Raw genomic sequence first — 11,554 nt, forward strand, 5'->3', positions numbered from 1 at the left:
GTCGTAGCCGCCTTGCGCGGGGGCGACCGGCCGCCGTCGCGACTCCGGCGCCGCAGCCGGTCGCCCCCGCGCAAGGCGGCTACGACCCTCACCCCGCGATCCTCGGCGCCGCGCAGGCCGGCCGGCACGGGGAGGCCGTGGCGCTGGCGGTGGCCTGGGAGCAGGAGGCGCTGCGGCGGCACGGCGCGCGGTCGCAGGAGGCGGTGCACTGGATGGAGGTGCGCGCCGACCTGGCGCGCCTGGCCGGGGAGCCCGCCCGCAGCAGCGAGTTGTGGATCTCCGCGGCCCAGGCCAGGCTCGGGCTGAGCCAGGGCCCCGGGGACCCCGACGTCGAGGGTGCCGTCGACCGGGCGCACCACCAGTGGGAGCAGATCCAGGACACCTCCCGGGCACGGGAGTTGGCGCCCGCGCTGGTCGAGCTGCGCGAACGGGTCCCGGGCCGCCGGGCCGGAGCCCTGGAGGCGATCCGGCGCAGGCTGCTCTGACCCAGGGGGTGCCTGCGGATCGCGAACCGGCGGTCCGGTGGAGGGTGTCGTCCCCTCCGGCGGTCACGAGGACGTCGGCACCGCGACCGTCCCGGCGTACGAGCCGACGGCGGCCGACCGGCCGGTCGTGGCGGCGACCCTCGGCGGCTGGGCCGCAGGGGCCGCGGTCCCGGTCGGCCGGTCGGGGCTGCCATGATCGGAGGCATGGGTACCTCCTCCGCGCCAGCCGCAGGCCACCGCCCCGAGGCGGCGACCGTCACCACCGAGCGGCTGCTGCTGCGGTCCGTCCGGACCGGCGACGTGCCGGCCGTCACCCGGCTGTGGACCGACCCGGAGGTGCGACGCCACCTGGGCGGCCCGGTCGCCGAGCGGATCGTGCGCATCCGGCAGCAGCGGGTGGTGGGCGCACCGGGCGTCCACGCGGTCGTGCGGGCCGCGGACGGTGTGCTGCTCGGACTGGTGACGGTGGAGCCGGACGCGCGGGACGGCGAGACGGAGGTCTCCTACCAGTTCCTGCCCGAGCACTGGGGGCGGGGCTACGCCCGTGAGGCGGTGGCCGCGGCCGTCGAACAGGCCCTGGAGAGCACACCGGGCGTGGTCGCCGTGACGCAGGAGGCGAACGTGCGCTCGCGGCGGCTCCTGGAGGCCGTCGGCATGATCCACACGGCGTCCTTCGTCGAGTTCGACGCGCACCAGGTGCTCTACCGCAGGCGCCGCTGACCGGCCGCGCCCGGCGGACCCGGAGCGGGACCGGACCGCGCCGCCCCGGTGCCTGCCGCGTCAGCGCACCTTCTCGCCCGTCGCCAGGAGCCCCACCATCCGGGCCAGCCTGTCCGCCCGCCCCTTGGGCGTGCGCGCCTGCCACAACCGCAGGATCACCATGTACTGGTCCGTCCTGCCCAGCTGTTCGTAGAAGGCCCGCGCCCGGTCGTCGGCGGCCAGAGCCGCCGCCAGGTCGTCGGGGACCGTCGCCTCGGCCTGCGACGGGTAGGCGGAGGCCCAGCGGCCGTCGTCCTTCGCCGCCTGCACCTCCTTGAGACCCGGCTCGCGCATCCGGCCGGCCGCCTCCAGCGCCTCGACCTTGCGGACGTTCACCATCGACCAGAGGCTCCGCGGCCGCCGTCGCGTGTACTTCTGGTAGTAGTAGACCCCGTCGCCGCCCTTGCGCGTCGCGTCGATCCAGCCGAAGCAGAGCATGCAGTCGAGCACCTCCGGGATCGTCAGCGACTCGCCGCCCTTGCCCTTCTTGGCGATCCTCAGCCAGACCCCGGGAGTGTCGGCGTGGTGGGTCTCCAGCCAGGACTCCAGATCCGCGGTCTTCGTGACGGTGATGAGCTCGAGCCCCTCGAACTGCTCCACGGGACCAGTCCCCCTCTGTTCGTGTACGTCGTGCAACGGATGATCACCACGATATGGACAACACGGCGGGAACGGCCGCGACTTGCCGGATCCGGTGACAGGCGATCACCTCCCGCGCACACGAGGGGGACGGGCCCGCGGCCCCGTCCCGGCCCCGCGGCCGCCTCACGTCGGCCCCCGGGTCAGAAGCGGGCGTGCGTCGTGATGTCGGACTCGAACTGCGTGATCATCTCCGGCGTCACGGTCGGCCGGCACTGGGCGATCGCCTCCAGGTAGTCCGCGGTGCCCGCCCCCGGCGCGCGTTCCTCGGAGCTGCCCCGCGACCCGGCGCCCAGATCGCGCTCGAAGGAGTTCTGGGCGGCGATCCGGGCCGCGTGCTCGATGTCCGCGGGGGTGAACAGCTCGCTCGCCGCGACGAGTTCGTCGACCTTCACGTCGGGGCGGCCGTCGGTGTGGCGCGACCAGATCGCCGTCCGGGCCAGCCGGTCGGGCGTCCCGATCGGGATGAGGTAGTCGAATCGGCCCGGACGGAGGAACGCCGGGTCGAGGGAGCGGATGGAGTTCGTGGCACAGACCAGGAGCCGCTCGTCGCGCTCGCGGAAGCCGGGGATCAGCTTGAGCAGCTCGTTCGTCACGCCGTGCATACCGCCGGGCTGGGCGGGCTCCGCGCGCACGGGCGCGATCTCCTCGACCTCGTCGATGAAGACGAGGACCCGCTCCAGCTCCGCGATCCTCGCGAACGCCGAGCGCAGGGCCGCCGCGAGGTTCCCCTCGTCGGCGAGGCGCGACGGCAGGATCTCCACGAAGGGCCAGCCGAGCCGGGAGGCGATCGCGCGGGCGAACGTCGTCTTCCCGGTGCCCGGCGGGCCGAACAGGCCCACGGCGCGGGGCGGTCGCACTCCGTGCCGCGCCGCGCGCTCCCGGTCGGCGAGAGGCAGCGGCGCGGGATGCACAAAGCCCCCGGAAGGAATCCTTCCGGGGGCTGCGTACGAGGTGCTGTCAGTACGCCGGGGCCAGCTTCGGGTTCGGGCCGTGGGCGTTCTGCTGCTGCTCACCGTCGGTGGCCCAGAACACGATGAGGATGATCGAGCCGACGAGCGGGATCAGGGCGATGAGGAGCCACCAGCCGGAGCGGCCCGTGTCGTGCAGACGACGGATGGCGACCGCCAGGTACGGAATGATGATCGCGAGAACGTAGATGGTGCTCAGGAGCTGGATGCCGATCACAGCGTCGATGATCGAGAGCACGATCAGCGCGATGATGTTGAACAGGTAGAACATCCAGAATTCCTTGCGGCGCGCACGGCCGCTGAACACCGCGTACTTCTTGAGAACGTCGAGGTACCAGTTCACTTTGTCCCCCCAAGGACTGGGATGCATACGGGAGCCTGTCCCTGTGGAGCAAGCTTACGCAGAACTTATGTGGCCGAAACTGCGTGGGTCAATTCGTTATCTGGGAGGGGGCGTTGAGAGGCGGTGTGGGTGGATTTGCCCTCGGCGTGGCGGTACACGAAGAGCGGCGCCGCGTCCTGATGGAGAGGACGCGGCGCCGCCGGGGGTGGTTTCGGTACGTCAGCCCGACTTTCTCGACTTGCTCATGAGCAGGCCGCCTGCCGTGAGGGCGAAGAGGCAGACGCACGCGCCGGTGATGACGTTGCTCAGGATCGCGCCGGTTCCGGCGTCCTGGGCCACGATCCACGGCGAGACGATCAGCCACGCGCCGAGCAGCAGGACGACGAAGTTCAGGTCCTGGGACCGGTCGGGAGCCATCGACATGCACAGTCCCAGGCCCGCGAGGGCGATGCCCACGATCAGGTTGCTGATCGCGAGTTCCGGTTCCGCTGCTGCGAAGTGAACCGTCCATGCGGAGACCGCGGCGTAGATGCCGGCGAGGATCACCAGTTCCTCTACTGCCGCCACGCCTCGCGTCTGGAGCATGCGCGAGTAACGTTCGCGCATTTCCGGTGCGTCGGGGTGTCCCCTGATATCACCAGGACGGTGAGAGACGTCGGCCATGCGACTCGCCTCCTTCTGGCGTCTTGCGCGTCTGACCGCGTTCGCGGCAACTGTGCCGCGGTTTCATTGTGCGCTTATCCAGCCTTTATGTGTAGATCTGTCCGATAAGGGATCTGTACAGAAAACGGACTCCGGATATGCGGGGAACCGCCAAAGTGAGTGATGTTTCAAAGAACTCCGGCGGACGCCGGTGGACGTCGGCGGAAAGGCGGAACGGCTCCCGGGCGTGACGGGTACGGCGCCGCCGGGGGTGGTCCGGCCTCCGCTTCCGCTCAGGCCGCGCCCGGGCGCGCGTAAGGGCGCGTGATGATCTCCATGTTGTGGCCGTCCGGGTCGGCGAAGTAGGCGCCCCGGCCGCCGAAGAGCCGGTTCACCCGGCCGGGGTCGGAGTGGTGCGGATCCGCGTAGTACGTCACCCCCGCGACCTCCAGCCGGGCGATCATGGTGTCGAACTCCTCCTCGGGCACCAGGAAGGCGAAGTGCTGCGGGACGAGGGTCAGCTCGGGGTCCTCGTAGAAGTCGAGGGTCACCCGGTTGTCGAGATCGACAGGCACGAACGGCCCGAACGGGGCGCCGACCTCCACGCCGAGGATGCCGGCGAGGAACCTGGCGGAGACCTGCTTGTCACGCGAGTGAACGACGGTGTGGTTTAGCTCGATGGCCACGAAGGGTCCTTTCGAAGGGCATGCCGCGCGGCGCACGAAACGTGCGGGGGCATGCCGGGCGTCTTCCTGAATCGGTGCGCCGAGGGGACCGGCCCGTCGGCGGCGGACGCGCACGCACGATGGTGCGCGTACGCGGCGGGGTGCGCGTGCCTCGCGAGGGCGGCGGCGACGCGTGGAAGACGACCGAAGGAGGGCCTCGGGCCCGCCCGGCGGCGGTCACACCAAGGCCGGGTGCCTTACTCGATCACGGCCCATGGCCGACCCGGCAGTCATGTCGAACAGGCTATCGGGCGCTGGCCCCGGCGGGCAACGGCGCTTCCCGGCCAGGGCGCCCCCACCGGGCCGGCCGCTCCGGGGTGTCCTCCGGCCGGGGGCCGTGCCCGGCCCCCCGGCGTAGCCTGGAAGGTGGACTCGGGGCGCGCGCGTTGCACCGCCGGGAGGCGGACGAACATGACCGGAATCGTGTCCAGGAGCTTCGACTCCGCGGACGAGACCCGTCCCTTCGAGGACGGCAAGGGGCGGCTGGACCTCGTGACCACCGAGCGCGGCGCGGTGGGCCGCGCGGTGTTCGAGCCGGGCTGGCAGTGGTCCAAGCACGTCAAGCCCATCGCCGGCACCGACAGCTGCCAGGCGGCCCACGTCGGATACGTCGTCAGCGGCCGCATGAAGGTCGTCATGGACGACGGCGAGACCGCCGAACTGGGTCCCGGCGACTTCATGGCCGTGGCACCGGGGCACGACGCCTGGGTGCTCGGCGACGAACCGTGCGTGGCCCTCGACTGGGTCGGCTTCGGCGACTACGCGGTACGCGCCGGCGGCTGACCACCGGCCCCGGACCGCTCCGCCGCCGCTGCGCCTCGCGCGCATGCGGACGGACGCCGCCGCTCACCCCGGCGGAGACCGCCCGCGTAGTCACCCCGGCGAGGACGCCGCCCTCACGCTCACACGGCCCCCTGGTGGCTCACCATGGCGAGCAGCACCCGGCCCGGCACGCGTACGGCCAGGCTGCGCGCAGGGGTCGGCCCACGCGTGCGGTCCGGCCGTGCCGGCGCCCCGGTCACGCGTACCGTCCGGCCGGAAAAGGCCCTGATCATCAGGCCCGTTGGCCTGTTATCGTCGCCCGCATGCCCGAACTGATCGCCCCCACGGCAGGTCTCCACGCCTCGTGGCTCGAGGCGCACGCCGAGTGGAACCCCGGCGCCCACCAGGACGGTGCCGGCATGCGCCTGGTGCGGGAGGACGCCTTCGCCAGCCCCGAGGTGTTCGCCGCCTGGGTCGGACGGTTGCGGGAGCAGTCCGATCCGTCCCGGCCGCTGGCGGAGGGATGGGTGCACGCCACGCACTGGTGGATCGTGGAGGACGGCGCGTACATGGGCGCCATCGACCTGCGGCACCGGCTCAACGACTTCCTCCTGCGGGCCGGCGGGCACATCGGCTACAGCATCCGCCCCTCCGCCCGCCGCCGCGGGCTCGCCACGTGGGCCCTGGGCGCGGTCCTGCCCGAGGCCCGCGCCCTGGGGATCGATCGCGTGCTGGTGACCTGCGACGACGACAACGTCGCCTCCGCCCGCACGATCGAGCGCAACGGCGGCGTCCTGGAGGACACCCGCCAGACGGAGATCGGGCTCAAGCGGCGCTATTGGATCGCCCTGTGAGGGAGCAGGCGGCCGGCGACCGGGGCCGGACTCCCGGCGGATCGTCCTTCCGGCGCCCGCCCGAAGCCCCCGGCCAGGAGGCCCAGGAGGCGATCGCCGCCGCAGTCGCGGGGGAGCTGCGGCTGATGGATCCGGAGGTCCGCACCTCCCGCGCGCTCGCGCGGGAGCTGCTGGATCCCGAGTTCGTGGAGGTCGGCGCGTCCGGGCGCCGCTGGACGTACGAGGAGATGCTCGCCGCCCTGCCCGAACTGTCCGGCAGCGCGCCGGCCGGGCCGCGCTACCGGCCGTCCGGCATGGCCGGGGCCCTTCTGGCGCCCGGAATCGTCCTGGTGACCTACGAGACGGTCATCGCAGGTGCGCGGGCGCGCAGGAGCTCGCTCTGGCGCCGCGCCGCCGACGCCACCTGGCGGATGTACCACCACCAGGCCACGCCGGTCCCGGCGCCGTCCGGCGACGGGGCGTAGGCGGGCCCCCGGCCGGTCGGCCGCCGTCCGGGCCCTTCCCCGCGGCGGGTTCCGCGCCGCGCCGGCCTTGTGAGAGCAGGGGTGACACGCGTAAGTGACACGTGTCACTTCTGCTCTCCGGATGTTGACTCCACCGGTTCCCGGCCGGACGCTGGGCGCGTCCTCGACGACTCCGGCGACCCCGCCGATACGCCTCGCCGGCCCAGGGCGTGAGCACCCCGGCACGCGTCCGACGACAGTCGCCGCCGGATCGTCGAACCGATCGAGAGCGTCCCGCGACGCGTCAGGAGCCGGCACCGCCCCATGATCACCGCACTGGTCGACACCGCCGGCGGCCCCGTCCGCGGCGAGCGCCGCGCCGACGGCAGCCTGCGCTTCCTCGGCATCCCCTACGCGAGCCCGCCTGTCGGCGTGCTCAGGTTCGCCGCGCCCGTACCGCCGGAGCCGTGGACCGAGCCGCTGGACGCCACCGCGTACGGACCGACCGCCCAGCGCCGCCCCTTCGCCGACGTCACCACGATCCCCGAACCCTCCGTCCCGGGGGACGGGGTGCTCAACCTGAACGTCTTCACGCCCGACACCGCCCCCGAGGCGCCCCTGCCGGTGCTCGTGTGGATCCACGGCGGCGGCTACGTCGCCGGATCGGCGGCCAGCCCCTGGTACGACGGCTCCGCCTTCAACCGGGACGGCGTCGTCCTGGTCTCCCTCGGCTACCGGCTCGGCATCGAGGGCTTCCTGCACCTCGACGACGCGCCCGACAACCGCGGCGTCCGCGACTGGATCGCCGCCCTGGAATGGGTCCGCGACAACATCGCCCGCTTCGGCGGGGACCCGGCCCGGGTCACCGTCGCCGGGCAGTCGGCCGGGGGCGGCGCCGTCCAGACCCTGCTGGCGGTGCCCGCGGCCCAGGGCCTGTTCCGTGCCGCGCTCTCCGTCTCCGGTGCCGTGATGCGGCCGGACGGTCCCGACGTCGCCCGCGCCGCCTCCCGCCTGTTCACCGCGCGCACCGGCCTGCCCGCCACGGCCGAGGCGCTGCGGGAGCTCGGCGACGAGGAACTTCTCGACCTCCAGGACCGGCTGGGCGCTCCCGGCCCCGACCGCGAGGGGCTCCCGCCGATGCTGTCGCTGGCGCCCTTCGCCGACGGCGAGCTGATCCCGGAGGCCGTCCTCGACGCCCTGACGGCCGGCGAGGCGGGCGCGGACGTCCCGCTCATGCTGGGCTTCACCGCGCACGAGTTCAACGGCCTGCCAGGCCCGGGTCCCGAGGGCCCGCCGCTGCCGGTGCTGCTCGGCGGCCTCGGCCTGCCCCCGGACCGGGCGGCGGCCTTCGCGGGCGCCTACACCGACGTCGACCCCGACCGTCTGTTCGGGCAGGCCCTGACCGACGCCACCTTCCGCGCTCCGTCCCTCGCCGTGGCGGACGCCCGAGCCGCGCGCGAACGGCCGACCTGGCTCTACGAGTTCGCCTGGAGGTCACCGGTCGAGGGCACCGCCTTCCACTGCCTGGACCTGCCGTTCGCCTTCGACCTGCTCGACGCCGAGGGCGTGACGGCGGCCGCCGGGGACCATCCGCCGCGGGCACTCGCCGACGCCGTGCACCGGGCCTGGGTCTCGTTCGTACGGGACCTCGACCCCGGCACCGGCTGGCCGCGCTACACGGCCGCCGACCGCGCCACGATGGTCTGGGACACCGAGCCGCACGTGGCCCACGACCCCCTGCACCGGGTCCGCGCGATCTGGCAGGTGTGACGATCCGCCCGCCGCCACGGGTGCGGCGGCGGGGGAGGGGAAAGGTGGGGGCGCGTGACGCCGGGCTCCCCGCGGATCTCGTCGGGCCCGAGCCCGCGGCTCCCGCGAGGTGACCTCGCCCGCCGAGCTGAACTGCGCGCTCCCGTCACCCCGCCCGCCGCTCCCGGCGACGCGCGGACGTGTCGGCGAGCGCCTCGACGATCGCCGCGGCGAAGGGCCGCAGATCCGCCGGCCTGCGTGAGGTGATCAGCCGGTAGCCGCCCGAGTCGTCGATGACGACGCTCCGGTCCCGCCAGGTGGCGCCCGCGTTCGTCAGGTCCGCCCGGAGGGACGGGTACGAGGTCAGCTCCCGGCCGCGCGCCAGCCCGCTGTCGACGAGCAGCCACGGTCCGTGACAGATCGCCGCCACCGTCCTGCCGGCGGCGGCGACCTCCGTGAGGAGCCGCTGCGCCTCCGGGTCGGTCCGCAGACGGTCCGCGTTGACGGTGCCGCCCGGCACGACGACCGCGTCGAACGGGTCCGCGGACATCCCCGCGTACGAGCCGTCCGGGATCACCACGTCACCCCGCCGCCGGTCCGACATCAGCGTCAGGACCGGCTCGTCGGCCCGGGCTGCCACCGTGACCCGGGCGCCCGCCGCGTGGAGCGCGGCGACGGGCTGCATCAGTTCGTCCTGTTCGGTGCCGTAGTTCGTCGTGATGACCAGGACATGCGTGCCGTCGAGAGACACGTTCGTCTCCTCTCCTTCCGCACTGCCGTCACCCGGCGAGTCACCCCGTGGAGCGGTCCCAAACGGGAACGCTCCGGAAATGCGTGGTGATCCGGCCTTCGTCGTCGAGGACGTGGAAGGCGAGCGAGGGCGCCATCTCGTCCCGGTACACGTGGTCGGCCGGGTGGGCGTACGGCTCCCAGGGCAGCTTCCCGGTCGAGATCACGCCCGGGGCCACGATCAGCGGCCGCCCCGCGAACACCGTGCCGGCCGCCGTGTGGGCGTGCCCGCAGAGGAAGGCGGCGATCTCCGGCCGGCGCTCGGCGAGCGCGGCGAGGCGCCGCTCCCCGAACTGGCGGATGCCGTCGACGAACGGCATGCCCAGGGCGGTCGGCGGATGGTGGAAGCCGACCAGGACCGGCACACCGTCGGGCGTCTCGTCCAGCACCCCTTCCAGCCATTCCAGCGTCTCGTCCTCGAGGAAGCCCTCGTCCTTCCCCGGCACGGAGGAGTCGCCGAGCGCGAGGACGAAGCCGTCGCCGCGCAGCACCTGGTTGACCGGGGCGTCGGGGCGCCCGGGGACGGGAGGCGCCCCGAGGAGCACCTCGCGGAACACGTCGCGCCGGTCGTGGTTGCCCGGGCAGACGAGCAACGGGTGGCGGGTGCTGAGCAGTTCGCGGACCAGGAGGTACTCCGACGGGAGGGCGTGATCGGCGATGTCGCCGGTGACCACCACGGCGCCGAAGTCGAAGTCCAGGGTCTCCAGGTACGCCATGACGGCCCGGGTCCGCGCCGCGCTGCGGGGCGAGCCGTCGATGTGGATGTCACTGAGGTGCGCGATCACTGTCACGGTGGTGGACCTCTCCTCGGCGGGGCGGGCACGGACGGCATCCGCGTCCGGCGTGAACGTACTGCGCGCGCCGGGCGGACGCCCGGTCCACCGCCGGATCGGTGGCCTGCCCCGGCGATACCATCGCCCCCGCGGAGCAGGGCGCCCGGATCCGGGCGCCATCCCCAGAGAACGGAATCCCGATGCTGAAGGAATTCGCCGAGCTCTCCACCCCGTTGATCGCCGACGCCTGCGTCCGTCTCGGCGAGGAGCTGCGCGTCGCCCCGGCCGGCATCGCCTCCGTGGTGCCCGGACAGCGGTTGGCGGGGCGGGTGTTGCCCGCACGGCACTACGGCAGCGTCGACGTGTTCCTGGAGGCGTTCACCCGGGCCGAGCCCGGCGACGTCCTCGTCGTCGACAACGCGGGCCGCCGTGACGAGGCGTGCGTCGGCGACCTCGCCGTCCTGGAGGCCGAGGCGGCCGGGGTGGCCGGTCTGGTGGTCTGGGGCCTGCACCGCGACACCGCCGACCTGATCGAGATCGGCGTGCCCGTCTTCTCCTACGGACGCCACTCGCCGGGGCCGGTACGGGTGGACGCGCGCGAGCCCGAGGCCCTGCACAGCGCCCGCTGCGGCGACCACCTCGTGACCGCCGACGACATCGTCTTCGGGGACGAGGACGGGGTCGTCTTCGTCCCCGAGGCCCGGGTCGAGTCCGTCCTGGAGACGGCCCGCGTCCTCTTCCGCACCGAGCGCGAACAGGCGCGCCGGATCAGGTCCGGTGAGACGCTGCGGGCGCAGACGGGCTTCGGCGACTACCTCGCCCGCCGGGACGCGGAACCCTCGTACACCTTCCGGCAGCATCTGCGCCGGATCGGCGGTGCGATCGAGGAGTAGCGGGCGTCCGCGGGCCCCCGCCGCGCAGGGGCGCGTCGGGCGAGAGCGGGCGCGCGGGCCCGGCCGGACGTCGACGCGCGCAGGGCGCGCCCGCGGACCGGCGTCGGTGGTCAGCCCGCGCGGAAGCCGATCGTGCCGTCCGGGAGCACCGCCTCCACCGCGGCCCCGTGCTCGACGGTCCGGCTGACGGTGCAGAACTTCTCGTGGGTGAGTCGGACCGCCCGTGCGAAGACCTCCGCCGCCCGCGGGTTGCTCTCCGGCAACTCGAACTCGTAGCTGACCCGGATCCGGCCCAGCCGGCCGTCGTCCTCCGGCTCCGTCACCGACTCCACGACGATCCGCAGGTCGTCGTGGTCGACCGCGCGTGCCGTGCGGTCCACGACCATGCCGCCACAGCCGCCCATCGCCGCGAGCAGCAGTTCCACCGGGGTGAACGACGGCTGCACGTCCGGATCGTCCGCGGCGCCGATGCGCACCTCCGCGCCCCGGTCGTTGCGGGCGGTCCAGTTCCGGTAGCCGTCGCGGACGGTCTCGATGCGGTACTCGGCCATGGCGGCGGTGCTCCTTCGGGTACGACCTTCAGATGCGGCCCACAGGGACGGGGAGGGCGGCGTGGACCGCCCGCGCGGCCCGGTCCGACTCACCCACGAGAAGTTCTGCACCGTCAGCCGGACCGTCGAGCACGGGGCCGCGGTGGAGGCGGTGCTCCCGGACGGCACGATCGGCT

14 protein-coding genes and 2 pseudogenes are annotated in these 11,554 nt (G+C 73.5%); 8 read left to right on the top strand and 8 right to left on the bottom strand.

Translation table 11 applies throughout. The features are described from left to right. The 3 genes and pseudogenes from EAO71_RS03355 to EAO71_RS03360 form a co-directional block, all read left to right on the top strand. Positions 1–485, top strand: a pseudogene (locus tag EAO71_RS03355) (hypothetical protein); the annotation flags it as partial. A gap of 37 nt (positions 486–522) precedes the next feature. Further along, the gene (locus EAO71_RS37455; protein WP_187282540.1) at positions 523–681 is read left to right on the top strand and encodes a hypothetical protein; all 159 of its coding nucleotides are present in this window, start codon (positions 523–525) and stop codon (positions 679–681) included. A gap of 8 nt (positions 682–689) precedes the next feature. Beyond that, positions 690–1,205: a GNAT family N-acetyltransferase gene (locus tag EAO71_RS03360; RefSeq protein WP_261991972.1), complete on the top strand. Its 516-nt coding sequence runs from the start codon at positions 690–692 to the stop codon at positions 1,203–1,205. Positions 1,206–1,265: 60 nt separating this feature from the next. Here EAO71_RS03360 and EAO71_RS03365 read toward each other — a convergent pair whose 3' ends face one another. From EAO71_RS03365 to EAO71_RS03385, 5 genes and pseudogenes are all read right to left on the bottom strand, one after another. Then, positions 1,266–1,844 (bottom strand): YdeI/OmpD-associated family protein, encoded by a 579-nt coding sequence (locus tag EAO71_RS03365; protein WP_261991973.1) that lies wholly within the window; start codon positions 1,842–1,844, stop codon positions 1,266–1,268. 182 nt (positions 1,845–2,026) lie between these two features. Next, positions 2,027–2,782 (bottom strand): annotated as a pseudogene (locus EAO71_RS03370) (ATP-binding protein); the annotation flags it as partial. Positions 2,783–2,843: 61 nt separating this feature from the next. Further along, a complete protein-coding gene (locus tag EAO71_RS03375) occupies positions 2,844–3,197 on the bottom strand; it encodes a DUF805 domain-containing protein (RefSeq protein WP_147976262.1) in 354 nt (117 codons plus the stop codon). Positions 3,198–3,416: 219 nt separating this feature from the next. Beyond that, positions 3,417–3,860, bottom strand: coding sequence for an SPW repeat protein (locus EAO71_RS03380; protein ID WP_147976263.1), 444 nt, complete (start codon positions 3,858–3,860; stop codon positions 3,417–3,419). A 272-nt stretch (positions 3,861–4,132) separates the two neighbouring features. After that, entirely contained in the window at positions 4,133–4,525 is a 393-nt protein-coding gene (locus EAO71_RS03385; protein WP_147976264.1) for a VOC family protein, read from the bottom strand. Positions 4,526–4,975: 450 nt separating this feature from the next. Between EAO71_RS03385 and EAO71_RS03390 the strand changes: the two genes are divergently transcribed. From EAO71_RS03390 to EAO71_RS03405, 4 genes are all read left to right on the top strand, one after another. Continuing rightward, positions 4,976–5,347, top strand: coding sequence for a cupin domain-containing protein (locus EAO71_RS03390; RefSeq protein WP_147976265.1), 372 nt, complete (start codon positions 4,976–4,978; stop codon positions 5,345–5,347). Positions 5,348–5,649: 302 nt separating this feature from the next. Next, entirely contained in the window at positions 5,650–6,180 is a 531-nt protein-coding gene (locus tag EAO71_RS03395; protein WP_147976266.1) for a GNAT family N-acetyltransferase, read from the top strand. A 125-nt stretch (positions 6,181–6,305) separates the two neighbouring features. Continuing rightward, positions 6,306–6,644 (top strand): nuclear transport factor 2 family protein, encoded by a 339-nt coding sequence (locus EAO71_RS03400; RefSeq protein ID WP_147976280.1) that lies wholly within the window; start codon positions 6,306–6,308, stop codon positions 6,642–6,644. Positions 6,645–6,947: 303 nt separating this feature from the next. Beyond that, a complete protein-coding gene (locus EAO71_RS03405) occupies positions 6,948–8,393 on the top strand; it encodes a carboxylesterase/lipase family protein (RefSeq protein WP_187282542.1) in 1,446 nt (481 codons plus the stop codon). Between the two features lie 145 nt (positions 8,394–8,538). On the opposite strand, the gene EAO71_RS03410 is transcribed toward EAO71_RS03405, so the two are convergent. Both EAO71_RS03410 and EAO71_RS03415 read right to left on the bottom strand, forming a co-directional pair. Next, a complete protein-coding gene (locus EAO71_RS03410) occupies positions 8,539–9,123 on the bottom strand; it encodes a DJ-1/PfpI/YhbO family deglycase/protease (protein ID WP_147976267.1) in 585 nt (194 codons plus the stop codon). A gap of 40 nt (positions 9,124–9,163) precedes the next feature. Then, a complete protein-coding gene (locus EAO71_RS03415) occupies positions 9,164–9,952 on the bottom strand; it encodes a metallophosphoesterase (protein ID WP_147976268.1) in 789 nt (262 codons plus the stop codon). 182 nt (positions 9,953–10,134) lie between these two features. Between EAO71_RS03415 and EAO71_RS03420 the strand changes: the two genes are divergently transcribed. Next, a complete protein-coding gene (locus EAO71_RS03420; protein ID WP_147976269.1) occupies positions 10,135–10,827 on the top strand; it encodes an RraA family protein in 693 nt (230 codons plus the stop codon). Between the two features lie 110 nt (positions 10,828–10,937). Here EAO71_RS03420 and EAO71_RS03425 read toward each other — a convergent pair whose 3' ends face one another. Further along, complete coding sequence (locus tag EAO71_RS03425) at positions 10,938–11,378, bottom strand: OsmC family protein (RefSeq protein WP_147976270.1); 441 nt, start codon at positions 11,376–11,378, stop codon at positions 10,938–10,940. Positions 11,379–11,554 lie beyond the last annotated feature (176 nt).

The organism is Streptomyces sp. MS191 (assembly GCF_008042125.1).
Classification (GTDB): domain Bacteria; phylum Actinomycetota; class Actinomycetes; order Streptomycetales; family Streptomycetaceae; genus Streptomyces.

Excerpts from the sequence above, each read along its gene's own strand:
- EAO71_RS03420 (WP_147976269.1), top strand. The coding sequence starts at position 10,135 with ATGCTGAAGGAATTCGCCGAGCTCTCCACCCCGTTGATCGCCGACGCC.
- EAO71_RS03405 (WP_187282542.1), top strand. The coding sequence starts at position 6,948 with ATGATCACCGCACTGGTCGACACCGCCGGCGGCCCCGTCCGCGGCGAG.
- EAO71_RS03425 (WP_147976270.1), bottom strand. The coding sequence starts at position 11,378 with ATGGCCGAGTACCGCATCGAGACCGTCCGCGACGGCTACCGGAACTGG.
- EAO71_RS03395 (WP_147976266.1), top strand. The coding sequence starts at position 5,650 with ATGCCCGAACTGATCGCCCCCACGGCAGGTCTCCACGCCTCGTGGCTC.
- EAO71_RS03380 (WP_147976263.1), bottom strand. The coding sequence starts at position 3,860 with ATGGCCGACGTCTCTCACCGTCCTGGTGATATCAGGGGACACCCCGAC.
- EAO71_RS03400 (WP_147976280.1), top strand. The coding sequence starts at position 6,306 with ATGGATCCGGAGGTCCGCACCTCCCGCGCGCTCGCGCGGGAGCTGCTG.
- EAO71_RS03360 (WP_261991972.1), top strand. The coding sequence starts at position 690 with ATGGGTACCTCCTCCGCGCCAGCCGCAGGCCACCGCCCCGAGGCGGCG.
- EAO71_RS03390 (WP_147976265.1), top strand. The coding sequence starts at position 4,976 with ATGACCGGAATCGTGTCCAGGAGCTTCGACTCCGCGGACGAGACCCGT.